General features: G+C 42.3%; 12 protein-coding genes. All 12 read right to left on the bottom strand.

The window, feature by feature from the left end:
• Positions 1 to 603 precede the first annotated feature (603 nt).
• The gene (gene uxuA, locus ABZB17_RS09350; RefSeq protein ID WP_372649670.1) at positions 604 to 1,818 is read right to left on the bottom strand and encodes a mannonate dehydratase; all 1,215 of its coding nucleotides are present in this window, start codon (positions 1,816 to 1,818) and stop codon (positions 604 to 606) included.
• A gap of 225 nt (positions 1,819 to 2,043) precedes the next feature.
• Positions 2,044 to 2,850, bottom strand: coding sequence for an SDR family oxidoreductase (locus tag ABZB17_RS09345; RefSeq protein WP_372649668.1), 807 nt, complete (start codon positions 2,848 to 2,850; stop codon positions 2,044 to 2,046).
• Between the two features lie 191 nt (positions 2,851 to 3,041).
• Positions 3,042 to 4,013, bottom strand: coding sequence for a glycoside hydrolase family 43 protein (locus tag ABZB17_RS09340; protein WP_372649667.1), 972 nt, complete (start codon positions 4,011 to 4,013; stop codon positions 3,042 to 3,044).
• A gap of 143 nt (positions 4,014 to 4,156) precedes the next feature.
• The gene (locus ABZB17_RS09335) at positions 4,157 to 5,305 is read right to left on the bottom strand and encodes an endo-1,4-beta-xylanase (protein WP_372649665.1); all 1,149 of its coding nucleotides are present in this window, start codon (positions 5,303 to 5,305) and stop codon (positions 4,157 to 4,159) included.
• Between the two features lie 59 nt (positions 5,306 to 5,364).
• On the bottom strand, positions 5,365 to 6,819 hold the full coding sequence (locus ABZB17_RS09330) for an MFS transporter (protein WP_372649663.1): 1,455 nt from the start codon (positions 6,817 to 6,819) through the stop codon (positions 5,365 to 5,367).
• A 29-nt stretch (positions 6,820 to 6,848) separates the two neighbouring features.
• Positions 6,849 to 8,774 (bottom strand): sialate O-acetylesterase, encoded by a 1,926-nt coding sequence (locus tag ABZB17_RS09325; protein WP_372649661.1) that lies wholly within the window; start codon positions 8,772 to 8,774, stop codon positions 6,849 to 6,851.
• 3 nt (positions 8,775 to 8,777) lie between these two features.
• A complete protein-coding gene (locus ABZB17_RS09320) occupies positions 8,778 to 11,327 on the bottom strand; it encodes a glycosyl hydrolase 115 family protein (protein WP_372649659.1) in 2,550 nt (849 codons plus the stop codon).
• A gap of 245 nt (positions 11,328 to 11,572) precedes the next feature.
• On the bottom strand, positions 11,573 to 12,781 hold the full coding sequence (locus ABZB17_RS09315; protein WP_372649658.1) for a dockerin-like protein: 1,209 nt from the start codon (positions 12,779 to 12,781) through the stop codon (positions 11,573 to 11,575).
• 181 nt (positions 12,782 to 12,962) lie between these two features.
• A complete protein-coding gene (locus ABZB17_RS09310; RefSeq protein WP_372649656.1) occupies positions 12,963 to 15,119 on the bottom strand; it encodes an endo-1,4-beta-xylanase in 2,157 nt (718 codons plus the stop codon).
• A gap of 20 nt (positions 15,120 to 15,139) precedes the next feature.
• Positions 15,140 to 16,174: a DUF5627 domain-containing protein gene (locus ABZB17_RS09305; protein WP_372649654.1), complete on the bottom strand. Its 1,035-nt coding sequence runs from the start codon at positions 16,172 to 16,174 to the stop codon at positions 15,140 to 15,142.
• A gap of 33 nt (positions 16,175 to 16,207) precedes the next feature.
• Entirely contained in the window at positions 16,208 to 17,980 is a 1,773-nt protein-coding gene (locus ABZB17_RS09300) for a RagB/SusD family nutrient uptake outer membrane protein (RefSeq protein WP_372649652.1), read from the bottom strand.
• 25 nt (positions 17,981 to 18,005) lie between these two features.
• Positions 18,006 to 18,221: a hypothetical protein gene (locus ABZB17_RS09295; protein ID WP_372649650.1), complete on the bottom strand. Its 216-nt coding sequence runs from the start codon at positions 18,219 to 18,221 to the stop codon at positions 18,006 to 18,008.
• Between the last annotated feature and the right edge of the window lie 84 nt (positions 18,222 to 18,305).

The following is an 18,305-nucleotide window of genomic DNA, read 5'->3' as shown; positions in this document are numbered from 1 at the left end:
TATTTATTCTTATGCATTTGCTAATCTGTTTATGAATAGCGAAAATGCAAATTGAAATCCGTTTAATCGAAAATCGCCTGCAACTAACTAAATTTCAATATTTTCAAAGAACATTATTAGATTTTAATGGGACAGCAATGAAATTCATTCTTAAATTAACAAATGTCCTTCATTCGTATGCTACTTAAGAATGAAATACTAAACGCTAATTAAGGATTGAGCTCCTTAACGACTAAAAATTATAATTTTAGATTATAGAAGGATTAAAATTGGGGTATTTTTATTAAAACTTGATTTCACATTAGAAGTAATTTCACTTCACTCCTTTTTCAAAAATGAAATTTGACATTGTTGATATTTCTCGCAAAATTATCTATTTTTATAATAATAGGTAACGTTCTTTAAAAGTGACCGATACGGTGACCTGCAAAATTCAGAACAAAGTAAATCATTGATACAAAGGCATAACTGGGATGGCATTCAAATCCTGTCATCCCGACTCATAAAAAGCTTGATAATCATAGATTATTGAGCTTTTTCTTTTTATAAGCTTTTCTGAATTTGCTTAAATCACCTTATTTTGTTCGTTCAGAGAGAATATCGTTACACTTCCTCCGCCAGCATAAATTCAATTCCATGCATTAGCCCATCCAGCTCGGCAAGGCCTTTTAAACGTCCTATTAGCGGATATCCGGGGTTGTAATTGTATTTGTAATCGTCCATAATCCGGATACCATGATCGGGGCGTACAGGCATTTTAACATCGCTTCTGCCTTCTTGTATTCTGCGCTTCTGCTCTTTTATCAGGGCGTACATTATTTTCATCATATTCTGCGAACCGGTTAAATGCCCCGATTCGTAAAAACTGCCATCATCAAGCAGCAGGGTATTTCGTAAATGCACAAAATGAATACGGTCGCGTGTTTTTTCAATCACTTCCAGCAAGTCGTTTTCTTTTCGTGCCGAGAGTGATCCGGCGCAAAAAGTTACTCCATTGTTTGGCGAAGTATTGGCTTCAAAAAGCCACTCGTAATCCTCTAACTGGCCAATAATACGTGGTAATCCCAATACCGGAAACGGCGGATCGTCGGGATGGATGGCCAGTTTTACTCCGGCTTCTTCAGCAACCGGAATTACATCGTCGAGAAAAGCTTTTAAATTGTTTCGCAGCTGCTGTTTCCCAATGCTTTTGTAACGGTCGATAAACTCCAGGAAAAGACCTTTCGGGTTGGCCACTGAACCATCAATCACACCATCGATAAATCCCTGTGTGACTACAATAATATTGTAGGCCAGTTCTTCTGCTTCCTGTTCCGTCATTTTTTCGAAAACCGCTTTGGCTTTTTCAACAATTTCGGCCGGATAATCATTCTCGGCACCCGGACGTTTTAGTATAAAAACATCGAAAGCCACAAAAGTGGGAAAATCAAAATACATCGATTCACCGCCATTTTTCAGTTTGAAATGCAGATCGGTTCGTGCCCAATCCAAAACCGGCATAAAATTATAGCAAATGGTATCGATGCCACATTCGCCAAGGTTTCGCACCGATTGCTGGTAATTGGCAATTAAACGTTCGCGATTGTTCGAACAGATTTTTATGCCCTCCGAAACCGGAAGACTCTCCACAACACTCCAGCGCATGCCTCGTTTTTCGATGGCTGTTTTTACCTTCATAATTTCGTCAACCGGCCAAACTTCACCATTGGGAATGTGATGCAGTGCGGTAACCACTCCTTCCACTCCCATTTGTTGCAAATCATCGAGCGTTACCAAATCTTTCTCTCCAAACCAACGCCACGTTTTTTCTAAAGCCATTTTCCTTCTATTTACTTTTATTGAACAAACTTCGAAACTGAAAAATATTTCTCGCAAATCATGTGGATTTGCGCCAATAAATTAGCTGAACGTTTTATTACATGCGCAAAATCTGCAAGCAGCTTTCCGCACATTAAAAATAACGAAAGTGGCAATACCCAAACAGGTATACCACTTTCGTTTTATTAATTACTTAAACAAATTAAATAGGATCGGGTTTAATTTTTAAACACCGCTAAACGAGCTAAAACCACCATCAACAGGAAGAATTACACCCGTGATGAAAGATGCCGCATCGGAGCACAGAAACTGCACTGCGCCGTTTAGTTCTTTTATATCGCCAAAACGCCCCATTGGAGTGCGGGCCAGAACTTTTTTGCTTCGTTCGGTGTACGATCCGTCAGGATTGATCAGCACATTACGGTTCTGGTCGCCAATAAAGAAGCCTGGAGCAATTGAATTTACCCGTATTTTTTCGTTAAACTTTGTGGCCATCTCCATCGCCATCCACTGCGTAAAAATATTAATACCGGTTTTTGATACCGAATAACCAAGAACACGTGAAATGGCCGAATAAGTGGCCATCGACGATATGGTGATGATACTGCCTTCTCCTCTTTTTGCCATTGCTTCGCCAAAAACAAGACTAGGAAAAACAGTGCCGTTTAAGTTCAGATCCGTTACTTTCTGAAAGTCGTCAATCTTCATATCGAACACTGTTTGTTGTTCGGTTAAGGTGGCTCCGGGCATATTTCCCCCAGCCGCGTTAATCAATATATCAATCTTGCCCCATTTTTCAAGCAATAACTCCCTGGTTTTCTTTAGGTCTTCAATATCAAGAACACTTGAAACAAATCCAAGAACTTCTCCACCTTTTTTTTGTAACTCATCAACACGGTTATCAACCTGTTCTTTTCGAATATCAAGAATGGCTACTCTTACTCCGGCAGCCACCAAACTTTGTGCAATGCTCCCTCCAAGAACACCGCCTCCACCTGTAACTACTGCTACTTTTCCTTCTAAATCAAACATTTTTTATCTCTCCTTTTACCATTGTTTATTCTACCAAAATGGACACCAGATAAGGGTTGAAAATTGGTATAATTAATTTTAAGGACACAAAAATAGAATGCAATACAAAACAAACGTGACTCGAAATTTGCATACAATGATACTTTCTTAGCCTCAAACTACAATAACACACATCTGAAAAATGATCTTTTCTATTTCGCCGTGCCTTCAATGGTAATTATCTTCCCTTCAGCATCATACTCCATTTCCACAACTTTCAAGCTGCGTAACCAGGTTTTGCCATTTGAAGGTACACAATCGTGATGGAACAGGTACCATTTGCCCTTAAATTCAACAATTGAATGGTGTGTTGTCCAGCCTAAAACCGGCGTTAAAATTACACCCTGATAGGTAAACGGACCATAAGGATTGTCGCCAACTGCATAGCACAATTTGTGTGTGTTACCGGTTGAATACGAAAAGTAGTATTTACCGTTGTATTTGTGCATCCATGAGGCTTCGAAAAAACGTCGGTCGTGATCGCCTGCTTTTAGCGGCTCTCCGTTTTCATCCAAAATAACCAGTGCTTTTGGTTCTTCGCCAAATTCCAGCATATCGTCGCTTAGTTTAGCAATACGTGCCGGAAGAGCCTGCTCATCATCTCCAGGTTCATGGCCACACTCAATAGCTTTGTTATTGCGGTAGCGCTGCAACTGACCACCCCAAAGGCCACCAAAATACATGTAATGGCTACCATCTTCATCTTCAAAAACACAAGGATCGATGGAATAACTTCCTTTCATCGGCGCCTCCTGCGGCACAAATGGCCCTTCAGGTTTATCGCTGATAGCCACACCAATGCGGAAAATATCAGTTTGGTCTTTCAACGGAAAATAGAGGTAATACTTTCCGTTTTTACAGGCACAGTCGCTATCCCACAACTGGCGTCCGGCCCAGGCAATGTCTTTCACATCCAACACATTTCCGTGATCGGTTACCTCTCCATCAATATCGTCCATTGAAAAAACGTGGTAATCGCGCATATCAAAATGATCGCCGTTGTCGTTCTCAGGAATGCCCGATTCCACATCGTGCGACGGGTAAATGTAGATTTTTCCGTTAAAAACATGTGCTGCCGGATCGGCGGTATAAAGGTTGTCAACAAGGTATCGTGCTTTCTTCATTTTCAATAAATTTTTCTTACCAATTATTCAATTTCTTCGTGTTAATTTAGCCAAAATTTCCGGGAGCCACACTATTGCGCAACCCCCGGAAAAACTAACTAACTAACTAACTAACTAACTAACTAACTAACTAACTAACTAACTTAATCTATATTTTCAGCTTTGTTTGCTTCTCCAATTAACTTTGCCACAATACTCTTTGGCTCATAGTTTCTGTCGAATAACAAAGGATAATCAGTACGTCCGCGAATTGGGAAATTGTTTTTCCACGATGTAGCATCAGAAACACCCCACATGGTTACTCGGGTAACTGCATCCGAATGTTTCAAAAACAGGCGGAAAAAGTCGAGCATGCGCTCATCCCACTCGTTCATTTTTTCTACCGGAACACCTTCTGTATAAGGATTCAGGCTTTGCTGATATTCAAAACTGGTTGCAATATCGGCACCAACATCCCTGCTACGGTTTGGTAAAATCGACATGTCAAGTTCAGTAACCATAACTTTCATTCCTTCGTTGGCATAAGCTACAATTGCGGCTTCATAATCCTCCAGTGAAGGGCTATCCATCCCAATGTGTCCCTGCATACCAATGCCGTCAATGCGGATTCCATCAGCTTTTAAATCACGTATCATCTGAACAATTGCATCGCGTTTACCAGGAAACCATTCGTTATAATCGTTGTAATACAATTCGGCATCGGGGTCGGCTTCATGTGCAAACTGGAAAGCCAGTTTAATAAAGTCGTCACCAACGATTTGCAGGAATTTGCTGTTTCGCATGCTGCCATCTTCCATAATGGCTTCGTTAACTACGTCCCAGCCTTTAATTTTACCTTTGTAACGGCCAACTACCGTGTAAATGTGTTCTTTCATGCGCTCAATCATCACTTCGCGCGAAACATCATTTCCTTCATCATCGGAAAAAAACCAGCGCGGAGCCTGCGAGTGCCAGATTAAACAATGTCCGGTTATAAATTTATCGTTTGCAACACCAAATTCTACAAACTGGTCAGGTAAATCAAAGTTGTATTCGTCTTTTCTTGGATGAATGGGGCCGCTTTTCATGCAGTTTTCGGCAACAATTGCCTGAAACTGATTTTTTATCACCTCAACTCCGGCTGAATCTCTTCCGGTAATTTGCCATTCGTTTAAAGCTGTACCAATATAAAATTTACCGGCAAAAGCGTCTTTTAAAGTTGGTGTTTTTTGCGACCGTGTTGTTCCGCTGTTGCACGACATCAAAAGGCCAGCTAACAGCACAATTAAAATAAATCCATTTCTATTTTTCATTTTTTATGGTATTATGGTTTGAAATATCTTTCTCCTACAAACAACTTGGTTGTAGTCCATCAGAGTCTTCTACTAATTAAATCTTCCTGAATCTGAACTTCTTTACTTTTATTGATTTCGTAGAAGAACAGTAAGGCAACTCCGATTAAAAACGGAATTGACGGGTAAATACTTACCAGCATTTTTGCTCCCTGTGCCACACTTTCGGGCTGAACCAGTTCCTGACCGGCCACCGCAGCATCTTTCGATACGTAGCCGTACAAACCAAGAATCCAGGTAACGATGGCACCACCAATGGCCAATCCGGCTTTTAAGCCCACCATCATTGCCGAAAAGATTATAGCTGTTGCGCGACGATTATTAACCCACTCTGAGTAATCCGCAACATCGGCAATCATTGCCCAAAGAATTGGTGTTGTTACACCATAGAAAAACATGTGTAATGCCTGTGCCATAAACATCATGCGAACATTCTCAGGTTTATAAAAGATGAAGGAGACAATAAACAGGGTAGCGATAAATAACGTTGTACCGAATACATCGCGTTTTCCGAATTTGTTGGCCAGCTTACTGGAAACGGCGATACCGATCATGGAGCAAATAATTCCTCCGGCGTTAAACAAACCAAACCCTGCCGATGCAATATCCGATCCAAAAAAGTTCATTCCCATGGCCGACAGCGAATCTAAAATCGGCTGAAGAAAACCTTGCAGTGCTGCCTCATCAACGTAATTATTAAAATAATAAACGTACGATCCACCTTTCATTGCCAGTGTTACAAAAACAAGAATAGTAAGTGTTAACATGATGATCCAGGGACGGTTTTTAAACAAATCGCCCAAATCGTCTTTTAAACTCGATTCCTGTTCCGGACTAGGAATTACACGTTCTTTAGTAGTAAAAAATGTGATCAGCAATAATACGGTACCAATGATTGCCATCCAGGTCATTACAGATTCAATTCCGGCTGCTTTATCGCCATCTCCCACATGCAAAATAATAGGCAACATAAATACCTGCACAAAAAACTGTGCAAACATTACGGCTGCAAAACGATATGAAGACAGACTGTTTCGCTCCGACATATCGGCGGTTAGCACGCCGCTTAATGCTGAATATGGCAGGTTACTTGCCGCATATGCCAACAACAAAAGCGTATACGTTCCGGCGGCATAAATCAGCTTCCCTTTGTACGAAAAATCGGGAGTTGTAAATGCCAGCAAAGCAATTACCCCAAGCGGAATAGCCGTAAACAAAATCCATGGGCGAAATTTCCCCCATCTTGAGCGTGTTCGGTCGGCCAGGGCTCCAATAATCGGGTTAAAGCCAAAAGCGGCAACCAGTCCTACCACAAGCATAATTACTGAGGCATGATCATTCTGCAGTCCATAAATATCGGTATAGAAAAAAGCAAGGAAAGTAACCAGGGTTTGAAACACGAGGTTGGCAGCCAGATCACCGAGGCTATATCCTATTTTTTCCAGTACAGAAACTTTCTGTGAGTTCGTTTTCATTTGATTTTTTATTAATTGATTTTTTTAATTTAGTCTTCGGTTGTAAAAGGCGATGCAGGCAGATCTTCTTTATTTTTTAAGTTTGATCCGGCCGGGTTTCCATCCCAGGCATAACGAACGGCCACCGGTTTTTTTACATTTCTGCTCCAAACCTTAACAGTATTTTTGCTCATCACCACGGCATTTGCCCATACAAACTCGCCATCCTCTCCTGCGATTTGGAATCCTTCGAGTTTACTGTTTGCAAATAATCCCAATCCTACAGACGAGAAAGTGAGCAAAATACTTCCATCTTCTGCTTTCATTGATTCGTAGAGCGGACCGGCACTAACTAGCTCATCATTTCCATATGCCACTCTTTCGGCTTCCAGAGCCAGACGACGAGCTACTTCTTTTTTGTTGAGCGGATGAATATCGTTCCATTCGCCAATATCAAAAGCTACTGCCATTCCGGTGTTTGGAAGTTCCAGTGCGCGGCGTTGTGCATCGCGGGTTTCGGCCCAGCCGTTTTCAACAGGCTGTTTATTCGGAAGCCCAAGATTTGCCAATTGCACAAACAGAAACGGCAAAGCTGGTTTCTCCAACTGGTCTCGCCAATCCACAATCAGGTCTTTAAATAACTGACGATATTGAAAGCCACGTCCGGCATTGGTTTCTCCCTGGTACCAGATCACTCCTTTAACGGTGTATTCTTTCATCGGATTAATCAGCGAATTGTACAAACCTCCCGGACGAAATCCAAGGCCTCCAAAATTTGTTCTCGGAGGATTTAACTCTGCTCCAATATGGTATTTCCAGTCGCCGGTAATATCGATCACTTCGTTTCGAACACGCACTTCGTATGGTTTTTCTTCTACAAAACCACCTCTTCCGCCCTGGTTAAATACACGCACCATTACTTTGTTTGTGCCGGCTTTCAGTACGCCTTCGGGAATGGTATAAATTCGTGGAGGATATTGGTAAGTAATGTTGCCCACAAAAGTTCCGTTTACAAAAGCCGAGTCGCTGTCGATAATACGCCCCAAGCGCAAAATGGCTTCTTCTCCGGCCAACGATTCATCCAATTCAAATTCTTTGTAAAACCATATTGAACCGTTCCAAAAGTTAACCCCTTTATCTGTCCAGTATCCCGGCAAAGAAATCTGCGGCCAGTCGGAAACATCCACATTATCTTTCGACCATTTTCCCGCTCCGGGATCATTTTTGTTTACTTCGGCGCCCCAATTGTATCTTTTTATTTCTCCATGCTCTTTAATGTAGGCTGCACTCATCGAGTCAATCTTTTCACCTTGCGCTAACCATTCGCCAAGGAATGGTGTTACTTTGTTTTTACTTAACCAGGCCTCAGCCGGCGAGCCGCCAATTGCCGTGCTGATTATACCCACCGGAACATCTTTAGATTGATGAATCTTGTCGGCAAAAAACCAGGCTACAGCCGAAAATTCCATGATATTTTCAGGCGTTGATGACAGCCACTTCCCATCGGGATAATCGGTTTTTTCGCTCTCGGCATTTTCGCGTGTTGAAGAACGGAAAAGGCGAATCTGGTCGGTATTTATTTTCAAAATCTCATCGGCATACAAATCCATTACCCGGCGCAGTTGCAGCTCCATATTCGACTGCCCCGAAGCCAACCAAACATCGCCAACGAGAATATCGTTTAGCACCACATCGTTTATGGTCATGGAATACGGACCACCGGCAGCCATTGCGTTTAGCTCAAGCTGCCAGTTTCCGTTCCTATCTGCCTTGGTTTTAAATATATCTCCTAAAAACTCTATTTCAATCTTTTCACCGGCATCAGCCCAGCCCCAAATAGTAACCGGCTCGTTACGCTGAAGGACCATTCCATTACTTACCAAACGTGGTAATTTTACAGCAGCGTTTAGTTCTCCGCAAAACAGGAAAAGGAGTAATAACCCTAAAAAACTGTACTGTATTCTCTTTCTGTTCATTCCTTAAAATTTAACTTGTTTACTTTCAGGTGCTCCCAGATAACTGCGTTTCAAACCTCCGGTGTCTATCTGTATTTTTTGCAAAACTATTCCAGGCTCCTGTACTCGAATCCGCAGCCGGTGAAGTCCGGCGTTCTTAATGGTGTGCTGTGTTATGGTTTCATTTATCCGTACTGCCTGCCATCTCCCTAATTCGCCCCGATAAGCCCCATTTGTATTTACTATTTGTTCTTCTCCACCATCAACAGAGATGGCATAACGTAATCCTTTATTGGCATTAAAATTTAATGTAGTGGATAACATTACATTCACATCAAAATCTCCCACCGACTCGAATTGAACTGCATACTCGAGGTAAACAGAATCAGTGCTTTGCGGATATTCATTTTGTGGGAAAGTGGTAATACCCGATTCGGTTTTTCCAAGATCAGGAATTACTTCCCAGCGTATTTTGTCTGTCCCTTTTGCCAACTGATAATTGGCCGCTTCAATAGAAACATAACCGTCGGCTTCCTGAAAGGCTAACTCCGAACGATCTGTTTCCGGTACTTCAACCCTTACAACCTTTGGCATAATACTTCGGCGGGGTTCGGCCCAGGTTCTGTATCCAATACGAATTTGATCCATTTGGTGATTCCATTTTCCACCCGCAATTTGCTGGTTGTAATGCACCGTAAACAACGAATCACGATCAAAACACTTCTTTGCCACATCGGCCCAATAATTGGCCTCAGGATCATTAGCCTCGGCAAGCTGGTTATTTTTTGCAACCGCATAATACATCTCGTACAAATTCGAGGTGGCATTGGTAGGGAAAAGCACCAGTTGGTCAAATGCATCTTTATACTCGTTTGGAATAAAATTATACAAACGTAAGGCATCGAGCGTAAGATCGCGGTAATCATTCCGAACCCGTTCAAACTCGCTGTAGTTTTCCAGGCTGAAAGTTCTGGCATTAAGCAATTCCGGTGTTACCCGGTGGTTATATTTTGTATACAGATTAAGGATGCGGGCAGCTTCTTCGGCATATTTCTCGCCAAACTGTTCAGCAGACCAGTCAACAATGTATTGATGCAGGTTGTTTGCATTAAACGCTGTAGGATCCCAGGCCATATCCATGAAGAAACTTATCGGATATTCCATGGGCTTTAAATCGCCTACATTTAACACCCAAATACGATCAACGCCATGTGCATAGGTCAGGTTCATTTGCTCCCAAATTCGCTGAATCTGACTAACGTTGATCCACTTGTAAGAGCGAGGCCCGCCAACATAATCAACATGGTAATACATGCCATAACCACCTTTACGTTCCGGAGCATTAATATCGGGTAGTTTGCGTACATTCCCCCAGTTATCGTCGCAAAGCAACAAGGTAACATCATCAGGAACACGCATACCGCTATCGTAATAATCCTGTACTTCCTTATAGAGTGCCCAAACCTGTGGTGTTTCTTCCGGCTTTTTTCCTGTAACTTCACTGATAATTTCACGCTGGTCTTTTACAATCTTTTCCAAAAGGGCAATGTTTGTTCCTTCTTCCATGGCTTCGTCGCCATCGCCACGCATTGCAATGGTTACAACCGTTTCGTAATCCTTGTTCCGCTCCATCCCCTTTCGCCAAAAATCTTGCAATTCATCGGCATTTTTACTGTAATCCCAGGGGCCGGAACCATAACGATGCCATTCGGCCTGAGCCCTTCCCATCGGTTCGTGATGCGAGGTACTCATAACAATTCCAAGTTTATCAGCTAAAGGGCCGTTCTCCGGATCATCGTCGAAGAATGCTTTGCCCCACATTGCAGACCAATGAAAATTTCCACGTTGACGAAGAATTAACTCAAAAACTTTTTCATAAAATTCATGGTTGAACCCTCCAAATTTTTCGCGAACCCAATTCCCAAGAGCCGGCTCTTCATCGTTTAGGAAAATACCACGGTATTTAACTTTTGGAGATTCGGTTACCCAACGTCCGGCTTTTATGTACAACGCTTCCTTTTTTTCTACCGGAACATCGGCCCACCAATACCAGGGAGAAACACCCATTTCGCGCGACAGGTTGAGCATGGCGTAAATCGTTCCACGTTTGTCGCTTCCCGCTAAAACCAATGCTTTTTTTACCCCCGGAAACGGATTTTCAACCACTTGGGTTAAACTACGTTCCCACTGACCTTCAATATCAGACGTAACAATTTTTCCGGAACGAATTAATTGGTCGATCAATTCGTTTTTACCCAATGTTCCTACCAAAATTATTTCTTCAGGCAAGGATGCATCTGCAGCTATAATTGCAGGGCTGTGGCCGCTTACCAGGTTTATATCGTTTACAAACCATTCTGCTACTGTTTTTACGCCCGGAAAGTCATTCTGTCCAAGTACTACTGAAGTCGGTTGACCATTTGCAATTAGCCCAAAAGATCCTTCTTCTTCCGTAGACCCAATATAATTCATTCTGTCCTGAGCTGTTGTAAATAAGGGTGTAAAAAGTGTAATCTGGACAAAGACAAGACAAACGGTTGCAATTCTATATCGCTCAAAAACTTTATTATTCATTTTATTGGTTTAATTCAGTATTCGTATTGATTCGTCATTAAATGGATTTGATTAATAAATATCGCGAACGGTCATAATTCTATTACTTCTCTTTTTTAGATATAAAATCGTGTACTTTTTCCTCAAAAATAAGACTATGCCCTTTGAGGCATTGTAGTTTTTGGATATTTGATTTCTACTTTTACACATTTTTTCGTCATTTCAGAGGAAAAATGATTCTATGACACTTCAATCTGAATAACTGATTATTGCCAATCGATCCATTTGTTATAATCCACCTCGGGGAAAGGGTGAATGGCTACATGGGTATTTACGGTATCATTTTCCAGTAAAAATTTATCGATAAAAGCTTCAACTTCGGGTCGCTGTGCATCGGGTAACCGACAATGCGGATGGTCGGCAACAATTGAGAATCCAAACCGGTCTGCAATTCCAAACGTTTCCCAAACCTTTTTCGCAGCCTGGCAAGAAACGTATCCCGATTCATCGGCCAGCCATTCGTAATCAGGATTTCCAAGTACAAGTAAAGCACGCGGCGCTATCATCGCCATCAACTCATGATGATCGAAGGGCAGTTTTTGCACATCATTGGCAAACTGAAACATACTTTCCATAAACCAAACATTATTGGTTCGTCCCAGGGTTTCCACCTCGCCAAGTGTTTCAGAAACGCGCCAGGCGGCAGCTCCTCCTCCACCTGATTCCTGAGCAATTGTAAGTGCAATACGTTCGTCGAAAGCGCCTGAAAAGAGTGCCATCTTTCCGGCAAAAGAGCAACCTGTAATGGCAAGGTGTTCTATATCGATTGGTAATTCATCAGCCACCAGCTCCAATCCGTCGATCAGGCGGCTAACACCCCACGGCCAGGCAGCATACGATCCCATATACGCCAGATCGGGGTATAGTTTATTAATGGGCTCGGTACCGCGTTTCTGTTGCCAGGCAACAACCTGACCAAAATCGTAGGTAATTTGAGCAATATTTTTTTCAGAAAAAAGGTCGGCAGGCAAACTTCCCGAGCTTCGTCCGATGCCAATTACAGCAGGGAACGGACCTTCGCCATCGGGTAAAATAATACCTGATTTTAATGTTAATGTGTTTCCGTTTACGGTGATATTTACCGTAAGTGTATCGTTTTCAAAATTGGCTGTGATTGAATCGGGGCGAGAGGGTTTTGGACCGATTTCATAATGTTGAATTTCGGCAGCTATTTCGTTGCGGCGTTTGCTCCAGTCGCTGAATTTTGTAGCACGCCCGCTGCCATCCGACCACGCAAAGGGATCGGTTAAACCTTCTACAACCGGTAGCTCATCAAGATCGGGCAACACCGGTTTTTCAAAATCTTTTCCTCTGTTTTCTACATGGTATACTTTGGGGATTGGCTTTTGTTGGCTGCACGAAAGAAATGCAAAACAGCCACACAGTACTAGTAATAGTTGGGTTATGGGTTTCATGTCGTTTCAGGTTTCTTGAATTCTTTTTTAATTTAATTTAGTTTCAAAGGCTTTTGGTTAGTAGTCGTATTGTTCTTTATCAAAACTTCTCTTCATACAAAGAATTGGTAAAATATTAAAAAGAGAAAAAGAGACTGTCTTCAGCAGACAGTCCCTTCACCTAAACTAAACCTATGTGATACTATTCACCAGATAAGCCATCTGCAAATCCGGCATAAGCCGGTTTTCTATAATAACTTTCATTCCAAAGACCAATTGGTTCTCCGGCTCTCCATGAAGAGTTGTCCGGACTATCAAGTGGGCTCCATGCAGTAATACCGTATTGTTGAGATGCCGGAATTAATTCCAGGTACTTTTCAACAACAAACTTATACATTTCGGCCTGAGCCTGCAGCTCTTCCTCGGTTGCATTTGTTGTTAATACTCCATCGGCAATACCCATATCAAGTTCTGATATTTTTATCAGTTTTCCGGTAGCAGCCAACAGGTTAAACATTTCAACAATCTTGTCCTTATCAGAGGTGGTGTTAATATGCATTTGTGTTCCAATTCCATCAACACGAGCTCCCTGCTCTTCGATGTATTCAACATATTTTATAAGCCCTTTACATTTATCAATGTTGTATTCAAGGTTATAATCGTTGATGAATAATTTATCTTCAGGGCTACCGTATTGCGCTGCCAAATTGAAAGCCATAACCGCATAATCTTTTCCAAGATAGTCTTGCCAGTAGAATTCATCGGCCGCCAAATCTGTTTTACCAACACCGGTTTTCAATTCATACGGGTTGCCATCATCCATTGGTTCATTCACCACGTCCCAGGCTTTTACATATCCGTTGGTAACTTCCAGCATTCCGGCAATCCAGTTATCCAATGCCCACGAAAGGGTATCTGCCTTTTCTTCGGGGGTCAGTGGGATTGTATTTCCCGACTCCTCGATCTCCCATACGATATCATCAAAATAATAGGTATTGGCTTCTTTAAATTCTGCAAGATTAAAAGCGATAGTGTTCATACCATTACTGCCTGCCTGATCGCCAGAAATGACTCCTGAACTTGTATATTCCTGCCATTCGGTAGTAACTGCCGGGCTACCAATCATAGACCAATGTACATACCCCCCTGGATTATTATGCGATTGAGAAGATATTGTAGCTGGTTTATCAGCTTTAACCTTCATGCTGAACCGATAAGCCTGACCTGCCAGCAGTTGCTGAGGTGCTTTTACAAAAAACTGGGTATCCCATGAATTAGTGGGGTTATCTCCCGATTTAACAACAATCGCTCTACCCACACCGTCTGCACCAGTACCTGCAGCACCAATTGTTGCAGGATCTGGACCAACTGTAATCTCTGTGGCGAAAAAGCTGGAAACATCATCACCTTCAACATCGCTGTTGGTTACCAGGTTTGTCCACCACGTAGCCGGCCCGGCTGCAACAGGTTCAACCCCAAAGGTGTAAGAATGCCAACCTGGTTTTCCCCATCCACTTAAATCTTCGTCATCGAAGGCTCCATTTTCAATTAAATTCTCTTCAGAACCACTTGCGGTAAGAACCATGTCATCAAAATAAAGATCACCTGCAAAAGTTCCGAAACAAAATTGTAATCTGGTAGCATCCATAGTCGGTGTGAATGTTACGGAAGCATCGCCCCAGCTTTCTCCAAACGCAATGTCAGGTCCGTAATTGGTTGACGAACCATCAGTTCGCCAAAAGGCCACCGTAAATGGGCTTGAGGCTTTTGCACGCAATTTTAATGTATATTCCACTCCCTGTGTCAAAGGCGTAGGCAGGGTGTATTCAAGCTGCCAATCCCAGATGTTGGCCTTTGCTTCGGATGTAACAGCATGCAAAGCGTTGTTGGCATCATTAGGATCAATTTCAATTTCTCTATCAGCAATGATACTGTTCAGATATTCAGCATTCTGGTTGGCATGCCACGCAAGCGTGTGTCCGTAAATGGTAATACCGGCTTCTTGAGTGGTAGCAATAAATTTTTCCACTCCTGAGAAGTCCATACTTCCGGTATTCTTTACAATTGCACCATGTTTCATTGCATATCCTGCAGTAACTTCATCGAAGTTTGACATAATATGACTGTACACCAACCCTCTTTCGTTGAAAGCGTTTAGCGAAACTCCTGCTCCCAATTTAAAATCAGGACTGGCACTTCTGTCAACATATGATTTCAACACATCGTATTCATTCAAATACTCCTGTTGAACAACACTTTCCGGTTTATCGACTCTGTAATCGAGTAAACTATCATCAACGCAGGATGCCATAAAAAGAACAGAAACGGCACCCAGCAAAAGTTTATTTATGTATTTCATCTTCATCTTGATTTTAGCGATTAGTTTACATTATATGATGGTGAAAATGTTTCCATTGCAACACCGCGGTCGCGAACAACCAGTATGTCAGTTGTAGCATAACTTTTGCTACCCATATCTATAGTATAATCCAGGTATAGCGCATTACGATCTTTGTTTCCCCAACTGTTTTTCTCGCCATCAACAACAAAAGAACCACTACCCGATGCAGTAAACCCTTCAGTTGCTGAAGAAATAGTGCAGGCATTCTGGTCATCGAATGTAAGTAGCAGAGTACATGTTACGTTTACACCATTTTCACCAACAAGCGTAACCGGGAATTCAACCGTGTTTAACGAAGCAGTGCTTAAAGCAACCAATTCGTCATCTTCAACGTATTCAGCCCCACGTGTTACGGTGCTGGTTTCGCCACCCTCGGTAATTACATCTTCTCCACGGCGCAGGTAGTTACCATGCCATGGATTGATGAATTTTACGCAATAAAGTACATAGTCTTTAGGTAAAATATCCCAGTCGGTATCCTTTCCTCTAACAGCTCCGTCAAACTTCGCAACTCCGGAAAGAATAGAGTCGGCATTTACCACATTAGTCATTCGTAAAGGAATAACATAACTGTTGCTTAGCGCATTCGGATCGGCAAAAAATGCCTCAGTAAGTTGTACCTCAACACCATCCGACATGGTTTGATCCAAATAGATTTTATCGGCAGCCAACGAATAATAGTTGCTTGGCATTGCCTCAACCGGCATCGTAAACTCAGTATCAAAATACAGATTGCTGACCAGGCTATTGTCGACAGTTACATCGATACCAATGGTTTGATCGTTAGCATATACACCACCCATGGTAGCGTATATTTCGCATTTATGTTCGTTATCCAGCGTATTATCGATAATATCTTCGCCAAGCACAATAGTCCTTACCGGATATTGATAGGCAAAATATACGGTGCTGTAGTCAAAATCCGGGAACTCTACATCCTGATTCTCGCAAGACGTGAATAGCAATGCAAATATTCCGGCTGACACTATCATTAAAAATTTAATCTGTTTCATATCTTTCAATATTTTCAATTAATATTCAGAAAATTACCAACCTGCATTTTGTTCCAGGTTACTCCATTTCTGTAATTCACCGTAAGGAACCGGTCCGTAATACATGTAATCGGCATAATTTCTCGACTCCACATCAACAAGCGTATATGTCCCATTCGCATCTTCAATTCGTATACCACGAGCCGTTTCGTTTAGATTTGCCACGTTCCAGCGACGTAAATCCCAGAAGCGGTGATTTTCGAAACAAAGCTCGATACGACGTTCGTTTCTGATCAACTCGCGCATTGCATCTTTATCGCCTTTAACCGATTCCAGGTAAGCATCGCTATTTTCCAGGCCAATACCTGCTCTTTCGCGGATAGCTTTAATAACATCGTAAGCAGAATACGCGTTTCCGCCATTGCCTGTTGGTCCCCAGGCTTCGTTTGCAGCCTCTGCATATGCCAGGAATATTTCGGTGTAGCGAATACGTGCAGCGTAGTGCTTTTGTTGAGTATCAAACTCAGGATTTGGATTACAGTCATAACGCAAAAGTTTGCGCAGATAGTAACCGGTACGGGTTGATCTTCCGTTTTCCTGGTTAATTCCATTGTTGTTAACAGCATATGTACCCGTAACAATTACATCGCTGTTTGGGCCTTGTGTACTGCCGTTAACCACAACATAATCGTTCAATCGTGGGTCGCGATTTTCGTATGGATTTTCAGGATCGTAGTTACTTGATGGATCAGTTATCGGATAACCATCCACAGTCGGGAACGCATCAACCAGGTTTTGTGTTGGATTCACTCGTCCATAACCGTATAACGACGGAGGGAAGTTATCGGTTTCCAGATCGTTGCTCTGTCCGACATCACCTCTCCAGATAATTTCAGGAGGAGTTACACCTGATGCCAAACCTTCAATTTGGCTGATATTTGCATACCATGTGTGTCCATCAGCAGCCAAACCGTTTGGTCCGCCAATACGGTCCAATACATCAGCAGCAAAATTTGCAGCATCTTCCCACGATACTGTTGTACCGGCATTGTACGCCGGACTGGCAGCCAGTAAGGCAGCCTGTGCACGAACGGCTTCAATAATACGGCCGGTAATACGACCACGCATGTGGTTACCGTTTACACGGTTGTAATCGCCGGCGTTTGTAACTCCAAGTGACTGGTATTTTGATGGAATTTCACCATCAGAAATATCGCCAAAGTCCAGTGGTAACAGATCCATTGCAGTGTTTGCATCAGCAATAATCTGATTGATACATTCCTGAAATGTATTACGTGGCAGGTTAAAATCTGACTCAGCCGTTTCCGGCTCGGTAACAATTGGTACACCTAACAGTTCTCCACCTGCGGTCCAACCACCGTGTGCCTTCAAAAGTGCCAACATTTGAACAGCTCTCAGCGCATAAGCTTCGCCTTTCAAACGGTCGTTATACATGGTATTTATTACTTCATCTTTACTCCAAACCACTTCATCGGTATTGGCTAAAAACAGGTTGATATACTGAATAGCATTTCTTCTACCCTGCCATTGCGACATTGGATTAGTACTGGCTGTCCACGATCCGGTGGCCATTGCCAGGTAATCGTTTTCGTTATCGTTGGTTACTGCATCATCTGTTGCCACATCGCTTTGCGGAGCCGACGAATAAGGCAATAATATGTATGCGTTGGCCAAAATACCTTGTGCATATGTAGGTTCGTTGTACATCGCGTCAAGTCCCCTGTTGTTCTCCAAAGCCGGCTCGAACAAATCGTCGCAGGCGGTGAACAGAAGTACAAGAACCACTAATTTTATTATATTCTTCATCGTAAAAATTCTTTAGTGTTACTTATTAGAATGTGGCCTTTAAACCAATGTTAAAGAATCGCGTTTGCGGAGCACTGTCAAATTCCAGTTCCAGGATATCTTTTTCCTTTGAAATAGTTAACAGGTTAGCTCCACTTACGTACGTTGAGATGCTTTCGATCAGACTGTTTTGAATCAGGCTTTTTGGCAGATCGTAAGTGATCTGTACTTTCGCCAAATTAAAACGGTCGGTTTTGTACATCCAGTAATCAGAATTTCGGAAATTGTTACTTCCACTTTCTGTTGTTAATAGCGGATAAGTTGCTGTAGCTTTTTTTTATTCCGT

This window comes from Draconibacterium sp. (assembly GCF_041583095.1).
Lineage (GTDB): Bacteria > Bacteroidota > Bacteroidia > Bacteroidales > Prolixibacteraceae > Draconibacterium.
This window is presented reverse-complemented; position numbering and strand designations above follow the sequence as displayed.

Coding starts and splice junctions, on each gene's coding strand:
- ABZB17_RS09345 (WP_372649668.1), bottom strand. CDS start 2,850: ATGTTTGATTTAGAAGGAAAAGTAGCAGTAGTTACAGGTGGAGGCGGT.
- ABZB17_RS09320 (WP_372649659.1), bottom strand. CDS start 11,327: ATGAATAATAAAGTTTTTGAGCGATATAGAATTGCAACCGTTTGTCTT.
- ABZB17_RS09335 (WP_372649665.1), bottom strand. CDS start 5,305: ATGAAAAATAGAAATGGATTTATTTTAATTGTGCTGTTAGCTGGCCTT.
- ABZB17_RS09315 (WP_372649658.1), bottom strand. CDS start 12,781: ATGAAACCCATAACCCAACTATTACTAGTACTGTGTGGCTGTTTTGCA.
- ABZB17_RS09310 (WP_372649656.1), bottom strand. CDS start 15,119: ATGAAATACATAAATAAACTTTTGCTGGGTGCCGTTTCTGTTCTTTTT.
- uxuA (WP_372649670.1), bottom strand. CDS start 1,818: ATGGCTTTAGAAAAAACGTGGCGTTGGTTTGGAGAGAAAGATTTGGTA.
- ABZB17_RS09330 (WP_372649663.1), bottom strand. CDS start 6,819: ATGAAAACGAACTCACAGAAAGTTTCTGTACTGGAAAAAATAGGATAT.
- ABZB17_RS09305 (WP_372649654.1), bottom strand. CDS start 16,174: ATGAAACAGATTAAATTTTTAATGATAGTGTCAGCCGGAATATTTGCA.
- ABZB17_RS09325 (WP_372649661.1), bottom strand. CDS start 8,774: ATGAACAGAAAGAGAATACAGTACAGTTTTTTAGGGTTATTACTCCTT.
- ABZB17_RS09295 (WP_372649650.1), bottom strand. CDS start 18,221: ATGTACAAAACCGACCGTTTTAATTTGGCGAAAGTACAGATCACTTAC.
- ABZB17_RS09340 (WP_372649667.1), bottom strand. CDS start 4,013: ATGAAGAAAGCACGATACCTTGTTGACAACCTTTATACCGCCGATCCG.
- ABZB17_RS09300 (WP_372649652.1), bottom strand. CDS start 17,980: ATGAAGAATATAATAAAATTAGTGGTTCTTGTACTTCTGTTCACCGCC.